General features: G+C 58.0%; 19 protein-coding genes. 9 read left to right on the forward strand and 10 right to left on the reverse strand.

Going from position 1 to position 19,929, the window contains the following annotated elements; translation table 11 throughout:
* The first annotated feature begins 121 nt into the window (after positions 1-121).
* Complete coding sequence (locus LJA86_RS05555; protein ID WP_229225758.1) at positions 122-1,006, forward strand: LysR family transcriptional regulator; 885 nt, start codon at positions 122-124, stop codon at positions 1,004-1,006.
* Here LJA86_RS05555 and LJA86_RS05560 read toward each other — a convergent pair.
* Entirely contained in the window at positions 978-2,432 is a 1,455-nt protein-coding gene (locus LJA86_RS05560; protein ID WP_229225759.1) for a PLP-dependent aminotransferase family protein, read from the reverse strand. The two genes, LJA86_RS05555 and LJA86_RS05560, sit on opposite strands and share 29 nt — an antisense overlap.
* A gap of 96 nt (positions 2,433-2,528) precedes the next feature.
* Here LJA86_RS05560 and LJA86_RS05565 point away from each other — a divergent pair, with 96 nt between their 5' ends.
* Positions 2,529-3,296, forward strand: a complete 768-nt coding sequence (locus LJA86_RS05565) for an arylamine N-acetyltransferase family protein (RefSeq protein WP_229225760.1) — start codon at positions 2,529-2,531, stop codon at positions 3,294-3,296.
* Between the two features lie 18 nt (positions 3,297-3,314).
* Here LJA86_RS05565 and LJA86_RS05570 read toward each other — a convergent pair whose 3' ends face one another.
* From LJA86_RS05570 to LJA86_RS05585, 4 genes are all read right to left on the reverse strand, one after another.
* Complete coding sequence (locus tag LJA86_RS05570; protein WP_229225761.1) at positions 3,315-6,392, reverse strand: efflux RND transporter permease subunit; 3,078 nt, start codon at positions 6,390-6,392, stop codon at positions 3,315-3,317.
* A complete protein-coding gene (locus LJA86_RS05575) occupies positions 6,389-7,537 on the reverse strand; it encodes an efflux RND transporter periplasmic adaptor subunit (RefSeq protein WP_229225762.1) in 1,149 nt (382 codons plus the stop codon). The genes LJA86_RS05570 and LJA86_RS05575 overlap by 4 nt, the downstream gene beginning before the upstream one ends.
* 78 nt (positions 7,538-7,615) lie before the next feature.
* A complete protein-coding gene (locus LJA86_RS05580; RefSeq protein WP_045910367.1) occupies positions 7,616-8,812 on the reverse strand; it encodes a sensor histidine kinase in 1,197 nt (398 codons plus the stop codon).
* Complete coding sequence (locus LJA86_RS05585; RefSeq protein WP_063621489.1) at positions 8,809-9,504, reverse strand: response regulator; 696 nt, start codon at positions 9,502-9,504, stop codon at positions 8,809-8,811. Before LJA86_RS05585 ends, LJA86_RS05580 begins: the two co-directional genes overlap by 4 nt.
* Positions 9,505-9,628: 124 nt before the next feature.
* Here LJA86_RS05585 and LJA86_RS05590 point away from each other — a divergent pair, with 124 nt between their 5' ends.
* On the forward strand, positions 9,629-10,414 hold the full coding sequence (locus tag LJA86_RS05590; protein WP_196352367.1) for a MipA/OmpV family protein: 786 nt from the start codon (positions 9,629-9,631) through the stop codon (positions 10,412-10,414).
* A gap of 37 nt (positions 10,415-10,451) precedes the next feature.
* Here LJA86_RS05590 and yajD read toward each other — a convergent pair whose 3' ends face one another.
* Together yajD and LJA86_RS05600 are read right to left on the reverse strand one after the other, a co-directional pair.
* The gene (gene yajD / locus LJA86_RS05595; protein ID WP_003857471.1) at positions 10,452-10,799 is read right to left on the reverse strand and encodes an HNH nuclease YajD; all 348 of its coding nucleotides are present in this window, start codon (positions 10,797-10,799) and stop codon (positions 10,452-10,454) included.
* Between the two features lie 77 nt (positions 10,800-10,876).
* A complete protein-coding gene (locus tag LJA86_RS05600; RefSeq protein ID WP_048030695.1) occupies positions 10,877-11,770 on the reverse strand; it encodes a PhzF family phenazine biosynthesis protein in 894 nt (297 codons plus the stop codon).
* Positions 11,771-11,966: 196 nt separating this feature from the next.
* Between LJA86_RS05600 and LJA86_RS05605 the strand changes: the two genes are divergently transcribed.
* Together LJA86_RS05605 and LJA86_RS05610 are read left to right on the forward strand one after the other, a co-directional pair.
* Positions 11,967-12,992, forward strand: coding sequence for an LLM class flavin-dependent oxidoreductase (locus LJA86_RS05605; protein WP_045910371.1), 1,026 nt, complete (start codon positions 11,967-11,969; stop codon positions 12,990-12,992).
* Between the two features lie 25 nt (positions 12,993-13,017).
* Entirely contained in the window at positions 13,018-13,965 is a 948-nt protein-coding gene (locus tag LJA86_RS05610) for a zinc-dependent alcohol dehydrogenase family protein (protein ID WP_229225763.1), read from the forward strand.
* A 3-nt stretch (positions 13,966-13,968) separates the two neighbouring features.
* On the opposite strand, the gene LJA86_RS05615 is transcribed toward LJA86_RS05610, so the two are convergent.
* Positions 13,969-15,003 (reverse strand): AI-2E family transporter, encoded by a 1,035-nt coding sequence (locus LJA86_RS05615; RefSeq protein WP_032651092.1) that lies wholly within the window; start codon positions 15,001-15,003, stop codon positions 13,969-13,971.
* Positions 15,004-15,136: 133 nt separating this feature from the next.
* Between LJA86_RS05615 and LJA86_RS22235 the strand changes: the two genes are divergently transcribed.
* The 4 genes from LJA86_RS22235 (at position 15,137) to LJA86_RS05630 (ending at position 18,350) form a co-directional block, all read left to right on the forward strand.
* Positions 15,137-15,307 carry a hypothetical protein gene (locus LJA86_RS22235; protein ID WP_085930315.1) on the forward strand — a complete coding sequence of 57 codons (171 nt, stop codon included), beginning with the start codon at positions 15,137-15,139 and terminating at the stop codon, positions 15,305-15,307.
* A 117-nt stretch (positions 15,308-15,424) separates the two neighbouring features.
* Entirely contained in the window at positions 15,425-15,787 is a 363-nt protein-coding gene (gene mdtJ, locus LJA86_RS05620) for a multidrug/spermidine efflux SMR transporter subunit MdtJ (RefSeq protein ID WP_008502463.1), read from the forward strand.
* Positions 15,774-16,103, forward strand: coding sequence for a multidrug/spermidine efflux SMR transporter subunit MdtI (gene mdtI, locus LJA86_RS05625; protein ID WP_008502462.1), 330 nt, complete (start codon positions 15,774-15,776; stop codon positions 16,101-16,103). Before mdtJ ends, mdtI begins: the two co-directional genes overlap by 14 nt.
* 84 nt (positions 16,104-16,187) lie before the next feature.
* Entirely contained in the window at positions 16,188-18,350 is a 2,163-nt protein-coding gene (locus LJA86_RS05630; protein ID WP_045910374.1) for a bifunctional diguanylate cyclase/phosphodiesterase, read from the forward strand.
* Between the two features lies 1 nt (position 18,351).
* On the opposite strand, the gene LJA86_RS05635 is transcribed toward LJA86_RS05630, so the two are convergent.
* Both LJA86_RS05635 and asr read right to left on the reverse strand, forming a co-directional pair.
* Positions 18,352-19,173, reverse strand: a complete 822-nt coding sequence (locus LJA86_RS05635; RefSeq protein ID WP_045910375.1) for a trypsin-like serine peptidase — start codon at positions 19,171-19,173, stop codon at positions 18,352-18,354.
* Positions 19,174-19,452: 279 nt separating this feature from the next.
* Positions 19,453-19,923, reverse strand: a complete 471-nt coding sequence (gene asr / locus LJA86_RS05640; protein WP_045910376.1) for an acid resistance repetitive basic protein Asr — start codon at positions 19,921-19,923, stop codon at positions 19,453-19,455.
* Positions 19,924-19,929: the final 6 nt, after the last annotated feature.

Raw genomic sequence — 19,929 nt, forward strand, 5'->3', positions numbered from 1 at the left:
TTACGTTTGAATGAGGAAGAGTGTAGAGAGTAAGATTGTTAGGAAAAATAGCCAAAAAAATTCATCACTGTTATAAAATCAATAACAATCATTTTCTCCCGCTCGCGGCAAGACATCCCTTATGCAAATAAACCTCTTTGAATCTATTCGGATTTTTATTGAAATTGTCGACTCGGGGAGCCTTACCCAGGCGGCAGAGAATCTGCAGGTCCATCGACCGGCAGTGACCAAAGCGCTGCAGCTTCTGGAACAACACAGCGGCACGCGGCTCCTGCAGCGCACAACGCGTCGGATTAGCCTGACGCCGGATGGGGAAGCGTTTTATCGCCGCAGTAAACCCCTGCTGGCGCAGGCGGATGAATTACTGGAGTCGTTTGGTACGGACCGTGCAATACACGGCCAGCTGCGAGTCGATATGCCTGTCTCTTTTGCAACACTGCGGGTGATACCCAATCTGCCTGATTTTTATCGTCAGCATCCCGAGATCGAGATCATTCTGAGCAGCTCTGACCGCCGTCGGGATATGCTGCGGGATGGCCTGGACTGCGTGCTGCGGGTGGGCGAGCTGGACGTTGGCGACTATATCGCGCGTAAAGTCGGGAACATTAAAATCACGACCTGTGCCAGCCCGGCCTGGCTGGCAAAACACGGTACGCCAGAAACGCTGGAGGATTTACGCAAGCATCAGGCTATCAACTGGATTAACAACAGCAGCAGGCACATTCAGCCGTGGACGTTTACCACGCCAGAGGGCGTCGCGGAGATCGCGCTACCCGGTAAGCTGGTGGTGGATAACTCCGAGGCCTACATCGCGGCAGGCCTGGCCGGGCTCGGGGTAATGCAGGGGATGAATCTCTTTCTTCAGCCTTACATTGACCGCGGCCTGCTGGTTGAGGTCTTGCCAGCCTATCGCTCGCCGGACCGCAAACTGTCACTGCTCTACCCACACCGCCATCTCTCCCGCAAGGTGCGGGTATTTACCGAGTGGCTGGAGAGTCTGGTGTGAAAGCGGCCAGCTCATGGCATAGCGCACCAATCTGCTCCACGGCATTGAGCAGGCGGGGCGTCGGTTCGTTTGCACAGTTTAGCCGCAGAAAGTGCGTGAGTTCTGCGCCAGGAGAAAACAGGGGACCGGGGCTGACGCCAATACCCCGCGCCAGTGCGCGACGATGCACCTCCAGCGCGTTGACCTGCGGAGGAAGTTCGACCCACAACAGAAAGCCAGCTGCGGGGACGTTTACGCGGGTACCGGGGGGAAAACTGGCCCCGACCTGCGCCACGACGGCGGCGATTCCCTCTGCGATCCGCCGCTTTAGTCGCCGCAGGTGACGGTCGTAGTCGCCGCTTGCCAGCATCTCGCTCGTCGCGGCTTCCAGCAGCGGCGTACCTGCCCACTCTCCGGCCATGCGGGCCTGCAAGACCTGCGTGTAATAGCGTCCGGCGGCAATCCAGCCGATTCGCCACCCCGGCGCAAGCGTTTTAGACAGGGAGCTGCAGTAAATCACATTCCCGCTCTGGTCGAAGGCTTTGCAGGCCGGAGGACGTTGCCCGTCACCGACCAGGTCACCGTAAACGTCGTCCTCAATCAGAGGAATACCGGCTTCTTCAAGCAGAGCAACCAGTTCCTGCTTGCGCGCGACGGGCATGCTGGCACCCAATGGGTTTTGCACGGTAGGCGAGGCCAGAACGGCCGCAGGACGGTGGCAGCGGATGGCGTCAGCCAGCGGTTCCAGTAACAGGCCTTCAGCAGGATCGGTGGGGATTTCTAAGGCCTTCAGACCTAAATCCTCCAGCAGCAGGAGCGTGCCGAAGTAGGCGGGCTGCTCAATCGCCACCACATCACCTGGCTGACACACGGCCCGCAGGGCCAGGCGCAGCGCCTGCGTCGCGCCCGCGGTGATAATAAGATCGTCCGCGCCGAAACGGGCCCCCCACTGTGCAGCGCGCGCGGCAATCTTACTTCGCAAGTCTGCTCTTCCCGGAGGCAGGCTGTAGCTCTGCCCATGCGCGTCCAGACGACGGCCCGCGGAGTGCAACGCCCGATGCAGCGCCTCCCCGGGCAGCCACGCGGGATCGGGCAGGGCGGCGCCCAGCGGGACCAGACGGGCTTCTGCACTGCTGAACAGCGACCGGGCCACGGCGGACAGGGTGACGGGGACCGGGCCTGCCGGGGTACGCGCGGGCTCCGTACGCTGAGGCTGGCTGATCTGGCGAATGTAGTAACCCGAACGCGGACGCGCAACGATCAGCCCCTCCGCCTCAAGGCAGCGAAGGGCCTCCAGCGCTGTCGGAAGGCTAACGTGCTCGCGCTCGGCCAGTTTTCGCGCGGAGATCATCCGGTCACCGGCTCGTAATGCTCCTGAAGAGAGCGTGAGGCGTAGACTCTCAGCAATCCGGCGATAGTGTGGTGAGGAGGTGGACGGGGCAGACATGGGTATCTGTTCAGGCTAATTTTCGATAAAACTGACTATACAGCCAATGATGCGCGCCATCTATAGTGTCCGGCATGTTCAGGACAAGGAGGCAATATGCACAGCGATAATTTCGACATTTCCTCGTATTTCAAACGCATAAACTACACCGGACCGGCGGCGGCCGATACGACCACCCTGCATGCGCTGATGCGTCATCAGCTCTTTTCCGTTCCCTTTGAAAATCTGGACGTGCAGGCGGGTAAAATTGTCTCGCTGGCGCCAGACGACATTGCCGATAAGGTGTTAAAGAAAGGGCGTGGCGGCTACTGCTATGAGGTGAACGGGCTTTTCGCCATGGCGCTGGAGGCACTCGGTATTCCTTACCGTTTCGTGGCGGCGCGTCCGATGTTCTACCCGGCACGGCGGCCAAAAACCCATATGGCGTTAATCGCTGAAGTGGAAAGCAGGCAGTGGCTTTGCGATCTCGGGTTCGGCAGCTACGGCATCCGCGCCCCGATGGCGCTGGACACGCTTGACGTGGATATCCCCCAGGATTTCGACACGTTTCGCCTGAGCCGCAGCGCAGAGGGTGAGTATCTACTCGAGGCGAAGGTGGAAGGCGAATGGGCCCGACAATACGGCTTCGATCTCACGTCTCAGGAGTGGATTGATTTCGTCCCAGCCAACTACCTGAACTCCACGCACCCGGATGCGATCTTTGTGCAGAAGCGGGTGGTGGTGCAGCACAGCCCGGAAGGACGCCAGATTTTACTGGGCGATATGCTGAAAACCATCACGGCGAACGGCACTGAAACGCGGCAGCTGGCGGAGGATGAAATCCGCCATGTTCTGACAGACCGTTTTGCGCTCACCGCCGCGTAATCGGAGAAAGATGGGGACTCAGCCCGGCCCGTCGGCTGCGGCTTTACGCTGAGCCCCCCACTGTAACAGCAGGCTAAACGACGCGGGTAACACGGTCAGCGTCACCAGCGTCGCAGCCAGCAGCCCGCCGATGATGGCATAGGCCATTGGGCCCCAGAAGACCTGGTGAGAGATGGGGATCATCCCCAGAATGGCGGCACAGGCAGTCAGACAGATGGGTCTGGCCCTGTGCTCCGCGGCCGCCATAATCGCGGCATCATTTGCCATCCCCTGAGCAAGATTGCTGTCAACCTCGCTAATCAATATTACCGCGTTACGCACGATCATCCCCGCCAGGGCGATAACGCCCAGCAGCGCGACAAACCCCATCGGCGTTCCGCCAGGCAGCATAGCCAGCACGATCCCCGGTAAACCAAACGGGGCCATCAGGAGCGCCAGCAGCATCCGGGAATATCGCCGCAGCTGAAGCATCAGCAGCAACAGCATGATGACCAGCGTCACCGGAAGAACGGTAAAGACGGAGCTGTTCCCCTTATCCGATTCGGCAACCGCGCCGCCTTCTTCAATGCTGTAACCTGCGGGCAGGCTCGCGCGCAGTTTATCCACCGTCGGACGCAGCGCGGCGGATACCGCTTCAGCCCTCAGCCCCGGGGCGAGGTCGGTTTGCACCGTGATAAAGGGCACACGCTGCCGACGCCAGATGACCGGATCGTCCACGCCCCAAACCGGCGTTGCGACGGCGCTGAGCGGAATTTTTTTACCGTCATTCCCCTGAATCGTGAGTGAGGAGAAGGTGGCGGTGCTCTGGCGCGCGCTTTCCTCGGCCCTGAGCACCACGTCGACAAGGCGGTCATTATCTCTGATGGACGTGACAACGCTGCCGGACCAGACGGTATTCAGCGTGCGGGCGAGGCTTTCTGACGATATTCCCGCCGCTCTGGCCGCCGTCTGATTTACCTCAAGGGTAATGACTCTCTCCGGCTCTCCGGCCGTCTGGTTAACGTCGCGTGAGAACGGAGAGCGGCCAATCGCGTCCGTGAGACGGTTCGCAAACGCCCGGACCTGCAGATAATCCGGCCCGCTCACCCGGTATTTGATGGGCCAGCCGACGGGAGGCCCCAGCTCAAGGGGCGACACGCGCGTGATGATGTCGCTAAATTGCGTCGCCAGGATCGTGTTGAGCTGTGCGTGCAGACGATCCCGCGCCGCAAGATCCTTCGTGACCACAACCATCTGGGCGATATTTTCATTTTCCAGCAGCACGTCCATCGGCAGGTAAAAACGGATGGCGCCTGAGCCAACGTACGTCGAAAAGCGATCGATATTGCTATTGTCGGCCAGCGCTTTTTCCAGCTTTTCCACCTCTCTGAGCGTTTCCGGCTGCGACGCGTTGGCCGGAAGCGTCAGGCTGACCAGCAGCTCGGGCCGGTCCGAGGCGGGGAAAAACTCGCCCTGCATAAACGTCGTGCCGTACGCTGACAGCCCCAGCGCGGCAAGCGCAATCAGTACGGTAGCGAGCCGGTGGCGGAGCGCCAGGCGTAAAAGCCGTCCATACCCGCGCGCGATCCTTCCCGGTCCTGCCGCGTGATGTCTGACTTTTTCCGGCAGCAGCCACGTGCCCGTTAGCGGCGAAAACAGGATCGCGACGGCCCAGGAACAGAGCAGGGCGATGAGCACCACCGCAAACAGAGAGAAGCAGTATTCACCGGCGCTGGAGGCCGCAAAACCAACGGGAATAAAACCGGCAATCATGACCAGAGTACCGGTGAGCATCGGGAAGGCCGTCGTTTTGAATGCATAGGTGGCCGCGTGTCGACGGGAATCCCCCGCTTCCAGCCGGGAGACCATCGTTTCGACGGCGATCATGGCGTCATCCACCAGCAGGCCCAGGGCAATGATCAGCGCCCCGAGCGAGATACGCTGAAGGCCAATACCGGCGAGCATCATGCCGACAAACGTCATGGCAAGCACCAGCGGAATGGCCGTCGCCACCACCAGTCCGGCCCGCAAACCCAGCGAGACAAATGAAACCGCCAGCACGATAACAACGGCTTCGATAAGTACCCGGATAAACCCGCTTACCGCGTCACTGACCACCGCTGACTGATCGGCGACTTTTACCATCTCGATACCGTGCGGCAGCCCGGCGCTGAGAGTCGCCATTTTTGCGTTCAGCGCAGCACCGAAACGTAGCATGTTGCCTGTCGGCGCCATCGACACCGCCAGACCGATAGCCGGTTTGCCGTTCACCCGGTAGGCCGGGGCCGGTGGCTCAGCGATTTCCCTGGTGACGGTGGCAATGTCGGTCAGCGGAATATAGCGATTGTTAACGTGCAGCGTGACGGCGCGTAAACTCTCTTCGGTGGTGAGCGCTCCGCTGACTTTTATCGCCATGTTCTCCTGCCCGGTACGCATCGTTCCTGCCGGGACAACGGCGTTTTGCGCCCGGAGGGCGTCGGTAACCTCCTGAATATCCAGCCCCATACCGGCCATGCGCGCCGGAGAAAAGGCGAGAACCCACTGCTCCTGCTGTTCGCCCAGCAGGGTGGTTTTACCCATATCCGGCAGAGACATGAGCTCGCGCCGTATTGTCTCTGCGCGATCCCGCACCTCCCGCAGCGTGAAACCTTCGGGAATAAAGGCGTAAATTGTGCCGAACGTGTCGTCAAACTCGTCATCCACGGCAGGACCCTGCACCCCTTCGGGCAGGGACGGCGCGATGTCCTGCATTTTTTTGCGAACCTGATACCAGATATCGGGCACGCTTTGCGGGGGCGTATCATCACGGAGGTTGACGTGAATAACGGTGCGTCCGGCACGGGTTTCACTTTCGAGATAGTCCAGCCAGGGCGTTTCCTGCAGCTTTTTTTCAAGCGTATCGGTCAGCAGGCGGGTGGTATCCGTCACGGAGGCTCCCGGCCACTGTGCGGAGACGACGGCCGTTTTTATGGTGAATGCCGGATCTTCATTACGCGGCAGCTTTTCATAGCAGAACACGCCCATCGCAATTACCAGCAGCATGAAAAAGCTGACCATCTGCTGGTTCTTCAGCGCCCAGGCGGAGAGGTTAAATTGGGCTTCCGATTCTGTGTTCATGGCTGAACCTCTCCGGCCATCACCGGCTCGCCGGATCGTAATGTGCTCACGCCAGCCGTAATCACCCGATCGCCTGGCTCAAGGCCGGAGGCAATCATGACGGAGGAGGCCGTATAGCCGACGGGCACCACCACGCGCAGCTGCGCCTGCGAACGCGGGGTAATGACGAAAACGGCCGGTTTGTCGCCGACGCGGGTCAGCGCCGACGCGGGAAGCGCGTACCCGTGCGGGGCGGCGAAGGGCAACGTCACGGTGACGCTGGCGCCCAGCGCCATGGCCGCCGGCGGGTTTTGCAGGGTGGCTCTGACGCGCCAGGTACGGGTCTGAGGATCGGCCTGCGGGGTGATATCCCGCAGTACGGCAGACGCCTGCACCGACGGGTCGCTGAGGAGGGAAACCTGCAGAACCGCTTTATCCAGAGACGGGATCGCATCGGGCGCGGCAATGTCAAACGCCACGTCGCGGGCTTCCCCGGTTGCCAGCGTCAGCACGGACTGACCGTCACTGACAACCTGTCCCGCAGAGGCGCTCACGGCCGTGATGACGCCCGCTTGCGGCGCGATCAGGCGCGTCCAGCCGAGACTTTCGCGGGCATTTCGCCATGCGGCCTCGCTGCTTTTTAAGCGCGCTCGGGCGACAAGCCAGTCAGCCCGGGCGCTGTCGAGCTGCGTGCGGGCTATCGCGCCTGTTGGCATAAGCTTTTGCATGCGACTGACGTTAAGCGCGGCGACCTGGGCAGAGGCTTTCGCGCCTTCATAGTCGGCCGCGGCGCTGTCGAGCTGGTTTTGCCCGGTCGTATTATCAAGCGTGGCCAGCAGCTGTCCGGCAGTGACCCGGTCGCCAATATCAACGCTACGCGTCAGTATCCGGCCTCCGGTGCGAAAGCTCAGGGTCGTTTCATCGTGGGCATGGATCTCACCGGTTCTTTCCAGCGCGGGAAGGGAGTGGGCGGTGCCAACGACGACGTAGCGTACCTTACGCACTGGGTCAGGTTTGTTTTCGTGTTTATCACCGCAGCCGGTCAGCGGAAAAATCGCCAGCGCAAGCAGGGCCAGGGGAAGAAAATGCAGCCAGGAAAGGGTGCGCGCCACGCCGTACAAATGATGCAGGCAGTGGCGGAGGGAGAGAAAAAATTCGTCTGACATAACGCCGCTCCATAAAGGGAATGGCGTTATTAAATGCGCGCTACGTCGAGAAAGATTCGATGTTCTGTCAAGGCTTTATCAAGAGTGGAGATTTTCATTATCGGACGGATGCCAGGGCAACAAAATGCACACCGCGAGGCCGCCGGTTTCCGGTAATGACGCGCTAATCTCACCCCCATGCGCCTGGCAAATCGCCCGGGCGATGGACAAACCAAGGCCGCTGCCGCCGGAATGCCGCGCGCGGGACTGCTCCTCGCGGCTAAAGCGTTTAAACATTTCCGGTAAGAACTGGGGCGACACGCCCGGCCCGTCATCGGTGAATTCGAGGATGTAATGCCCGCTGGCGTAATGCAGAGCCACCTCAAGGTGGCCGCCTTCGCGTCCGTAACGTAGCGCATTTTCCATGAGGATGGTAACGACCTGTCCCATACGGAACGCATCGCCCCGGAAGGGGCTGGTGTGCGGGTTACGCAGCGTTATCCTGAAATGATGCGCATCCGCCTGGGGCATGATCCAGGCAGCCCGCTCCTGAATCAGCTCATCCAGACAGAACGGCTGGTCCTCCAGCACAAGGTTACCCGCGTCTGCCAAAGAGAGAAGGTGGAGCTCATCGGTGAGGCGGTTGAGGTGCTGGAGCTGTTTCATCACCATGCCCAGCTGCGCCGGGCTGGCATCAAACACGCCGTCTAGCATGCCCTGCAGACGCCCGATGGCGGCCGTCAGGGGCGAGCGCAGCTCATGCGCCATCGCGACGTGCGAGGCGCGGAGCTCTTTCTCATAGCGGGCGAGTTGTCCTGTCATAGAGTTAAAGTCGGTCGCAAAGCTGACCATTTCTGCCGGTGCATCTTTGATCAGCTCTGCCTGACGGCCAAACTGACCTTCGGCGACATCCTTTGCCGCATCGCGAAGTCGGCTGAACTGCAGTGCCAGCGGGCGGGCGTGTTTGAGCCCCATCACCACAATAAACGGGATCATCACCAGCACCAGCAGGGCCACCGTGACCCAGTCCGCTGAGGCGATGGACGGCGTGGAATAGCTGAGGCCCCACCAGGTGTCCACAATCGAGTGGAAGCGGGCCGGATTGGCCTGCGGGTTCTGGCTGAGCGTAAGAAACTCCTGCCGGACCGCTGGCGGCATCCTGCCCATGATCCAGTAGTTCTGGACCGCATAGCGCAGCCACATGCAGGTGGCAATGACGATCACGCTGCCGATGGCCAGCGCTAAAATGCGTGCGCAAATCCAGCGCCACAGAGAGGCGTGTCGGTTTTTTATCATGGCTGTCTGAACCTGTAACCCACGCCGCGCACGTTGATCAGCACGCCGGAAATACCCACCGCTTCGAGTTTTTTACGCAGGTTATAAATATGGGTGTCCACCACGCGCTCCAGCGCCTCGCTTTCCGGCAAGCAGTGTTCCAGTAAATACTGGCGGGAGAACGGGTGCGCAGGCGAGCGCAGCAGCGTTGCCAGAAGCGAGAATTCCGTTGGCGTAAGATCGAGCATCACAGGCGTGTCGTCGCCGTTGTCCACGTACGCCACAATGGCGGCGACATCCACCGCCAGCGTTTGCCAGCGAAGGATCTTTTCCTCTGTCTCTTTTTTACTGCTGCGCCGCAGCACCGCCTGCACCCGCGCCACCACTTCGCCCGGATGATAAGGCTTCACAACGTAATCATCGGCACCGTAACGCAGGGCGCCAATGCGATCGGGAGTATCCCCCATGGCCGTGACCATGATCACCGGCACATCGCTTTTACGACGCAGGCCCGCCAGCACCTCGGTGCCATTAAGTCCCGGCAGCATTACGTCCAGCAGGATGAGGTCGGGCTTCCACCGCTGCGCCATATCCAGCCCGGAAAGACCGTCTCCGGTAATGGTCACGTCGTAATTTTCACGCCGTAAATAGGCTTCGAGCACGCCAGCCGCATCGGCGTCATCTTCAATAATCAGCACTCTTCTGGATAACATCCGTTCACCTTGACCATTTCTTAACACTATCCCGACGATTCATTGATTCAGCCAAATCATACTGCGCCAACATTGTATGGCTGTCCCTGTCTCAGGAGACGCCAGCGTCTGTAAGGAGAGCAGTATGATAGCGATAAAAAAAGTCCTGTATATGTCCGTCCCGCTTCTGATGGTCGTGGCATCCGCCGCGCAGGCGGATGATGGCACCGCGTCCGATTCCTTAACCGTCGGGCTGGGAGGGCAATATGCCCCGCGTTACTCAGGCTCAGACAAGCAGGTGTGGCAGGTGGTTCCTGTGCTGCAGGGACGCAAAGGCGCTTTCTTTGTTGATGCACAAAAAGGGGTGGGATATGACCTGCAAAACGACAGCGGTTGGTATTTCGAACATACGCTGGGCTACGACCCCGGAAGGGCTGATAAAAATTCTGGCTGGCGTGAGGGTGCAAACAACCTGAAAGGGATGGGGGACATTAATGCCACCCTGAATACCGGCCTTGCCGTGGGCTGGCAGGCCGCGCCATGGCTGAGCATGGAAGGCAAAGCGACGCTGCCGTTAACGGACAGTCAGGGGGCAAGCTATCAGGCCTCCGTTACGCTGATCCCGGTACAAAATAACCAGGACACGATAGCCTTTCAGTCTGCGGCCCTGTTTGGCGACAGCCGTTATATGAATACCTGGTATGGCGTCAGTGAGCAGCAGAGCCGCCGCACCGGCTATCGCCGCTATTCAGCGCCGGGTGGATTTTATGGCGTCGACACCAGCCTGACCTGGAGCCATCAGTTCGATGCTCACTGGGGGACGGTCCTCAGCGCGGACTATACCTGGCTTGGCGACCATGCCAATGAAAGCCCGATCGTGATGCGGCGCAATGAGGGGTCTGCAACCGCCGCTATCACCTGGACATTTTAAATTCGCGCCGCACGATGTGAGCGAGGGGGCGAGAGGATTACTTCTTCTTATCCATCATCGCCTTTAAATCGGCAAACGGGTTAAACGTGGCGACGCCCACGTCTTTTTGCGCGTCTTCCCCGGCCACCACGGTGGTGCCGTACTGATCTGCTTCGGTGTATTTCGAATGCTCGTGATCGTGGCAAAACAGGCACAACAGCTCCCAGTTGCTGCCATCTTCCGGGTTATTGGTATGGTCGTGATCGATATGGTGAACCGTGAGTTCACGCAGATTGGAATAGACAAACTCGCGCGAACAGCGTCCACACACCCATGGATAGATTTTTAATGCTTTTTCGCGATAGCCGCTTTCCAGCCGCGCGTAGTTTTTGGGGATCAAAGCCATTGCCGGTTTTACCTGTCATAAAAATAGTGAGCCAATATATCTCATCAGGCACTGTAAATGTATATACGCTTCCTCCGTTAGAGTGAGAATGTGCCTTCAAGCGTAATGACGCATTTTCCGCCGACGCGAACCACCGCCTTTCCTGAGGAGGCATCGTATCCCGTGAACAGTACGCTTGCTCGTCCCATATCGACCCCCTGACTGACTGTCAGGTCAAGCGTCGTTTTATCGCGGTGTAATGCCAGTAGCGCCGTAACAGCGGCGGTCGCGCTGCCTGTTGCAGGGTCTTCCGTCATTCGGGGCGTAAACATGCGTGCTTGCACATCGCAGGGCGCATCGGAATCTGAATCCAGGGTATAGGCATAGAGTGAAACTGCATCGTCCAGTGGTAACGTCGCACGAAAACCCTGTAAATTGGGTACACATCGACGGAGCGCCTCGCGAGAGGCCAGCTCGGCTATCAGGAAGGGCAGACCCACCGACGCGACGACGGGCATATGTACCTCGGTACGGATATCTTCTGCGTTCAGGGACAAGCAGGCAGCCACGTTTTCCGGGCTAACTTCAGAGCGGCAGGAGAGTGCCTCTGGCACCAGGAGTTCTGCGCCAGTCACCGTATCGTTGTCACGCAGCAGGCGCACGGGTACCAGGCCAGCGATTTCCTCGAAGTGCAGTGTATCAGGCAGGTGCTGATGATTCATCGCAGTGTGATGAGCGAGCACGTAGGCGGTACCCACATTCGGGTGCCCGGCGAAGGGGATCTCGCGCGAGGGCGTAAAAATTCGGACGCGTGCTGTATTGGATGGGTTGTCTGGCGGCAGCACAAACGTCGTTTCGCTGTAACCAAACTCAACGGCGACCTGCTGCATTTGTGCTTTACTCATGCCCTCCGCATCGAGTACGACGGCAACAGGATTACCCAGAAACGGCGTGTCAGTAAAAACATCCGCCACAACATAGCGTCTTTTCATTTTTTATCCAGTGTGAAAGGTCCCGACCTATAGTAGTAACGTTAATTCAAACGGATAACCAACGGGTTTTTACCTGAGGGACATGAAACTATTTCAATCAATTTATTTGAATCATTCCGTTAAATAAACGGCATTTATTCTTACCGGGTAATGCGTAAAGTGGACAGAACGCAATGCATTATCAGGACACAGGGTTATGAAAAAGATCGGGTTTTTATCGTTTGGTCACTGGACGCCTTCACCGCAGTCCGGCACGCGCTCGGCGGCAGACACGCTGCTGCAGTCCATCGATTTAGCCGTGGCGGCTGAAGAGCTGGGGGCAGACGGCGCTTATTTCCGCGTGCATCACTTCGCGCGACAGCTTAGCTCGCCGTTCCCTCTGCTGGCCGCCATTGGCGCAAAAACGAAGACCATCGAAATCGGCACCGGCGTGATTGATATGCGCTATGAAAATCCGATGTACATGGCTGAAGATGCGGGCGCGGCGGACCTGATTTCCGGTGGTCGCCTGCAGTTGGGCATCAGCCGTGGCTCCCCGGAGCAGGTTATTGATGGCTGGCGTCATTTCGGCTATGTCCCGCAGGAAGGGGAAAACGAGTCGGATATGGCGCGTCGTCATACCGAGGTGCTGCTTGAGGTGCTGCGTGGGGAAGGGTTTGCCAAACCGAACCCGCAGCCCATGTTCCCGAATCCGCCGGGGCTGCTGCGCCTGGAGCCTTATTCAGAAGGGCTGCGCGAGCGTATCTGGTGGGGAGCGGGTTCCAATGCGACGGCCGTGTGGGCCGCAAAACTGGGCATGAACCTGCAAAGCTCAACGCTGAAGGACGATGAAACCGGTGAGCCGTTCCATATTCAGCAGGCAAAACAGATCCGCGCGTACCGTCAGGCCTGGAAAGAGGCGGGGCATACGCGTGAGCCGCGAGTGTCGGTCAGCCGCAGTATTTTTGCGCTGATGGACGACCGTGACCGGATGTATTTCGGGGCCAGCCGCAACGACAGCGATAGCGTGGGTTATCTTGATGAGAAAACGCGCGCCATCTTCGGGCGCAGCTATGCCGCGGAGCCGGAAAAGCTGGTTGAACAGCTGAAAAAGGACGAGGCGATTGCCGAGGCGGACACGCTCTTACTGACCGTGCCGAACCAGCTGGGTGTGGATTATAATGCGCACGTGATTGAGTCTATTCTCAAACATGTCGCACCGGCAATGGGCTGGCGCGAGTAGTTCCGCTATCAGCCTTGAGATCGTAATGGAAAATCTGGCCCTCTGGTATCGCCGGTTTGGCGAGCCAGAATCTGTTCTGCAACCTGAAACCGCGCCGCCGGGCGCGCTTGCGCCGGGACAGCTCCGCGTGCGGATGCTGTTTTCTCCGGTCAACGCGTCCGATCTTATCCCCATCACCGGTGCCTATCGCCACAGAACCCCGTTACCGGCGGTCGCGGGGTATGAAGGTGTCGGTGTTGTCACCGAGGCGCCCGCCTCGTTTAAGCATCTGGTGGGGCAGCGCGTCCTGCCGCTGCGCGGTCAGGGCACCTGGCAGCGCTATGTGGATTGCCCGGCAGAGTATGCGATACCCGTTCCGGACACTGTCGACGCACATCTGGCCGCGCGGGCCTATATTAACCCGCTGGCGGCGCAGATGATGCTGACCCGCTACCCGACGCGTGGAAAGCGAGTCTTGCTCACGGCTGCCGGATCGGATTGCGCCATTCTGCTGGGGCAGTGGGCGCGTCAGGCGGGGGCGGAAGCGGTGTATGGCATTCACCGTTCTGCCGTGCATGCTGAACGGCTGGAGGCGATGGGAATCACGCCTGTCGCACAGCATGACGCAAACAGAATCGGTACCGTCGCCGCCCGTAGCGATATCGTCTACGATGCCACCGGCGGGCCCCTTGCGGAAACGATCCTCAGCGTGATGCCCGAGCAGGGCATGTTTGTCTGCTACGGGCTGCTCTCCGGGCAAACCTTCACACAGCGGCGGCCTGCGCCGCGCGTGGCGTGGTTCCATATCCGAAACGGTCTGGATGCGCTCAGCGTTGAGGCGTGGCGCGCGGAGTTCGATCGCATCTGGCTGAGGTTGCCCGACAGTGAGTACAGCGACGTTACGGTGTACCCGCTGGCGGAGTGGCGAAGGGCGCTCAGCGCTTATCGTGAAGGTGGAAGGACCCGCAAGCCCCTCCTGTCGATGGCGGAATGACGGCTAGTGATGGCTCATATCGCTCAGCAGCACGGCGATACTTTGCCCGCCCGCCGTCTGCTCCAGACCAATCTTGACGATGATGGTGAGCGGAACGGAGAGCAGCATCCCGACGGGCCCGAGCAGCCAGCCCCAGAATATCAGGGACAAAAAGACCACCAGCGTGGACAGCCCCAGGCCCCGGCCCATCATGCGGGGTTCCAGTATGTTACCGAACACCAGATTGATGACCAGGTATCCGGCCAGCAGGATCAGCGCGTCATAAAGCCCGCTGAAAACCAGCACCTGAAGAATAGGGGGGATCGCCGCCAGCACGGAGCCGATGTTGGGAATGTAGTTAAGTGCAAACGCCAGTAACCCCCAGACGAACGCAAAGCGGACGTCCAGCGCCAGAAGCATCACCCAGACGACAACGCCCGTCACCAGGCTAATGGCCGTTTTCAGCACCAGATAGCGGGAGACGCTGTCCAGCGCGCGTTGAATCGCCCCCATTCCTTCGACCGGACGGACCATTATCTGCTGCAGCTTTGCAGGAAGCTGCGGCACCTCCAGCAGCATAAACACCACCGTTAAAAACAGCAGGAAAATGGAGGTCATGGCATTGGAAAGCTGAGCCAGCAGGCTGGTGACGATCGTCATCGCCGCATTGGGGTCGATATATTTCAGCAGTTCTTCAACCGAGACTTCGATACCCGCGCGTTGCAGCCAGGGCTCCAGCTGCAGCAGCGGTATTGCCAGCGAAGAGCGGTATTTCGGCAGCGTTCGCGCCAGTTCATTGAGCGAGGTCCCCAGATAAGCCACCAGCAGTACCATCGCCACAATAATGATGCTGATCAGCAGCGTGATGGCCAGCACGCGCGGGATGCGTAGCCGCGTCATGCGCTGAACCAGCGGGTTGAGGATCACCGCAATAAACAGGGCCAGAATAAAGGGCACAATAATGTCGGCGGCAAAGCGCACGCCTGTCAATATGATCACCAGCATGCCCAGCATGATGACAATTTTTAACCCGTTCAGGGTAATGATGGGTTTAGCCATGGTGACTCCGAAATTTTCTTTATATTTATAATAAAGGTGAAAGGCATTGCAATAAACTAACCAAAATCAAACGGAGTGGGTAAAGAATTGCAAAGACTTTGAGTAAAATCCTGGCTTATGGTACAAATTCGGTGTGTTTAACTACCGAGGACAATTTTCATCCGCAAAGACGAGAAGCAACAACGCGGATAATTGTAATTTTATGGACAATATGTTCAGGACGTACTCTTCAAACAATACTGCTGTATACTCCACCTCTTTCTGCCTGCTTTCTGGTGAGCAACACTGGCGCACCGCACTATAGTCATTTCTTCTGCCTGAGCTGGCGCTAAGCGCTTAGCTGACTGATTTCAATTCGTATTTTTGGGTTTGCTGCACGCAGCGGGCCACGATGGATTATATTCTCAAGCAGGAGAAAAACATGTTTTACTGGATTTTATTAGCCCTGGCTATTATCGCTGAAATTACCGGCACGCTGTCGATGAAGTGGGCTAGCGTCAGCGATGGCAACACCGGTTTTATTTTGATGCTGGTGATGATTTCGCTTTCGTATATTTTCCTCTCGTTTGCGGTGAAAAAAATTGCGCTGGGCGTCGCGTATGCCCTGTGGGAAGGGATCGGTATTTTGTTGATTACGCTGTTCAGCGTGCTGATATTTGACGAAACATTAACAACAATGAAGGTCGCCGGGTTAACGACGCTGGTCGCGGGTATTGTGCTGATTAAATCAGGTACCCGTAAGCCGTCTAAAGTGCAGAAGGAGCAGAACCATGCAACAGTTTGAGTGGGTTCATGCGGCCTGGCTGGGGTTCGCCATCGTGCTGGAAATTCTGGCGAACGTTCTGCTGAAATTCTCCGATGGTTTTCGCCGTAAACTCTACGGCCTGATGTCGATTGCCGCGGTTCTGGGGGCGTTCAGCGCGCTGTCCCAGGCGGTAAAAGGAATCGATCTTTCGGTTGCCTATGCGTTGTGGGGCGGTTTTGGTATCGCCGCGACGCTGGCTGCAGGCTGGGTGCTTTTCGGTCAGCGTTTAAATAACAAGGGCTGGATGGGACTCATCTTGCTGCTTGCAGGTATGATTATGATAAAACTTGCCTGACGTTCATAAAGCCATCCTTTACAGGCAGCGAAATTCGCTGCCTGTATTACGCTTAGAAAAGCAAAACCTTAAAGAGGATGGCTGATGTATCGCACATTAAGCTGGCGCAATATTCCCACCGCGAGAACGTTGTTTGCCATGGTCTTTATGGCGGGCATCGGCTTAATCATCTCCGTCGTCGCACTCCTCTATCTTTCCCTGCATCTTATCAGCACCAAAACCAATGAAATTGATGAACACCGCACGGCGCTTTCCGTGCAGGGGGCCATTCAGACATCGGTTAACCGCGTCTCCTCCCTGGTGCTGGATAACGCCGTCTGGGACGATGCGGTGCGGGAGGCCTACCGTCCCACGCTCGATACCGACTGGCTGTATAACACCTGGGGCGCCGGCTTTAAAATCAACAACCTCTATGACGGCACCTTCGTGCTTGATGAGCATTTCAATGTCATCTGGGGATCGTTTCAAAGTCAGCCTTTTCAGGAGACGAATCTCGATTTTTTCGGTAAGGGGCTGAAAGCCCTGATTGCTCAGCACGCGCGCGCCTTATCAAGCGATAAAAATATCTATGCCGGGATCAGCAAAACGCGAAGCGGCGTCGCCTTTGTGGGCATTGGGCTGATTCGCCCGATGGTCGGAAGATTACAGGTGACTGACGAAACGCGCCGCTATCTGGTGATCACCCGTCATCTGAACGCCAGAATCTTAGCCGACCTGGGGGCGACCTTTCAGATCGATAACCTGCACTTTACGCCGGAAAAAATTAACGAAATGAGTATGCCGCTGCGCAGTTCGGCAGGGGAGCAGCTGGGCTATCTTAACTGGCAGGCACGGCTTCCGGGGGCGCAGGCCGCCCGGGCGGCATCCTCTGATATCACGCAGATTGTTGTGCTGGCATCGGCCCTGATCCTGCTCTTTATTCTGGTGAGCAGCGTGGGGCTGTACAAGCTTGCGCGAGGAGAAAGCCAGGCGCGTCTGGTGGCGAGAACGGACTGGCTAAGCCATCTGCCGAACCGACGAGCGCTCATCGAAGCGCTGGATCGGGTGAGTCTACGCGGGGATATCGACGTCAAAAGCGTGGTGTTTATCGATCTGGATGGTTTTAAAGACGTGAATGACATCTACGGCCACAGCGTGGGAGACGATCTCATTGTGGCGATTGCGAAAACGCTGAGTGAACGCGTGCCGCCAGGGGGAATGCTGGCGCGTATGGGCGGGGATGAGTTTGCCATGACCATCGGCGGTGATGAGGCAGAAACACAGGCCACCGCCTTTGCCGTTTCGGTGCTGGATTTTCTCACCACCCCGATTCAGCTGGGGGAACGCACGATCCATATCGGGGCCAGTATCGGTATCGCCAGCGGAACCCTGATTGAATGCACCAGCTCCGAGCTGTTTCGCCGCGCCGATATTGCCATGTACCATGCCAAAATGAGCGGGAAAGGGCGTATCACCCACTACGACGCCGAGCTGAACAGCGCCCGGGAGCGCAAGCTGGCGATTGAAAATCAGATCCGTAACGGTCTGGAGCGCGATGAGTTTGAGGTCTGGTATCAGCCGATTATTGACGCCCGCAGCCAGAAAATGAGCAGTGTCGAAGCGCTGGTCCGCTGGCCACGTCGCCCGGACGGGCCGCTGGGCCCGGATACCTTCATCGCCATTGCGGAGACCAGCGGTCTGATTTACAAGCTGGGCCAGTTTGTGCTGCAGCGCGCCTGTCAGGATCTCCAGCCGTACGGTGACTTAACGCTTTCCGTTAACATTTCTCCCGCGCAATTCCGCGATCCCGCCTTCGAGGACAAAGTGGCCAGCGTGCTGGAGACCACTCATTTCCCTGCTAACCGACTGCAACTGGAGGTCACGGAGTCCTATGTGCTGGAAAACCCGGAGCGTGCCCGCATGGCGATAGCCAATCTTAAAGCGCTGGGCACCGCGGTGGCGCTGGATGACTTTGGCACTGGCTATTCCAGCATTGGCTATTTGCGGCGTTTTAACTTCGACACGATCAAGATTGATAAATCGCTGGCCGGGCTGGTGGACAACGATGAACAGGCGGCCGCGCTGGTAAGCGGCACGGTGCGGATCGCCAACGCGCTGGGGATGGCGGTGGTCGCCGAAGGGGTCGAGACCGAAAGACAAATGAAACTGCTGCGGCTGGCTGGCTGCGATCAACTGCAGGGTTTTTGGTTCAGCCAGCCGATGCCGATTGAGTCAATCAGGGCATTACATCAGGTCAGACGATGCTGATTTACTGCTGCGCCAGCGCTTCCAGCTTGTCGCGAAAACCGGTCACGGACAAGGCCCGGTTATCTGCGCGCCAGCGATCTTTCGCCGCCGGTGCAGAGCTCTGCACACCGATCAACTGCCAGCCGTTATCTGTTTTCAGCATCAGCGGTGAGCCACTGTCACCCGGCAACGTATCGCACTGGTGCGAGAGTACGCTGGTTTGCGCCCAGCCCGTCACAATACAGTCGGAGTGCGTGTAAAGCGTATCCAGATGGTCGACAGGATAGCCGGACTGCGTCACCTTCCGGTCGGCGGCTTTCAGCGCGGCGGTGAGGGCGTCTTTGTCGCCGTCAAATAACGGCAGCGGCGTAATGCCGGAAGGGGGGTAGCGTAAAACGATGAGGCCAAAGTCCCACGAGGCGGCCGCCGGTGGCACGATCCAGCCGTCACCATCCGGTTTCAGGCGTTTGCCGAGAGACGGATCGACCCGGCCTTCAATGCCGTGAATTTCATAGCGCCAGGTGCCTTTTTGCGACACAAACCGCAAGGCAACCGCTTTATCCGGCTTGCCGTTTGGCGGCGTTAACAGACAGTGGCCTGCCGTCAGGGCAAGCTGTGGGGTAATCAGCGTCGCAGTACATAAGTTACCGCTGGCGGTTTCCAGTTGACCTATAGCATCCCAGGGCGCCTGGGTGGGATCGGCGACGCGCGTGCGATCGTCATGACCGAAAAAAAGCGTCTTTAGCTCTTTCGCGCTAATGGTGTCATCACCGCCATCATCCGCATGTGAGAATCCAGAAAAAAGACCAAACGTTCCCAGTAACAACACAACAGATTTACGCATATCACACTCTGGTGGGGGTAATTATGATTATTAAAAGTGAACCCTATGAAAATACTATAGACGGGACAGCGCTAAAGTGGGAGTAAAATCAGCGTGCTACAATCAGGAAAGATAAAAATGGCTGGCGATGAGCGCGCATAAAATAAGCAGGATCAGAATCAGCTCAAACCGATAGCGTCGCAGCATACGCCCTCCGGATAAAAAAAACGGCGCGGAACCTGTTCCGGTTCGGCGCCGGTTTACCAACGTGCCCCGAAGGGCACGGTTTAGCTTGTACTCTTACGCAGCTGGCTGTGCAGCAGGTTTAGCAGCTTCGTGTTTTACTGCTTTTTTGTGATGCTTTTTAGCAGCCTGAGCTTTCTGTTCTACAGCCGGTTTAGCGGCTTTTTTGTGGTGGTGCTTTTTAGCAGCCTGCGCTTTCTGTTCTACAGCCGGTTTAGCGGCTTTTTTGTGGTGGTGCTTTTTAGCGGCCTGCGCTTTCTGCTCTACAGCCGGTTTAGCGGCTTTTTTGTGGTGCTTTTTGGCAGCCTGCGCTTTCTGCTCGGTTGGTGCTGCGGTTGCAGGTGCAGCGGCTTCTTTTTTCGCTGCAGCTTTGTGGTGTTTCTTATGATGAACCGCTTTTGCTGGGGCAGCGGTGGTGGTTGCAGCAGGTGCGGCAGCCGGTGCAGCAGTTGCGGTAGTGTCAGCAGCAAATGCAGCAGAAGACAGACCCATAGCAGCGGCAACAACCAGAGCTAATACTTTATTCATTCTCAT

It is taken from the genome of Enterobacter sp. TCD1-1 (genome assembly GCF_020567405.1).
Lineage (GTDB): Bacteria > Pseudomonadota > Gammaproteobacteria > Enterobacterales > Enterobacteriaceae > Enterobacter > Enterobacter quasiroggenkampii.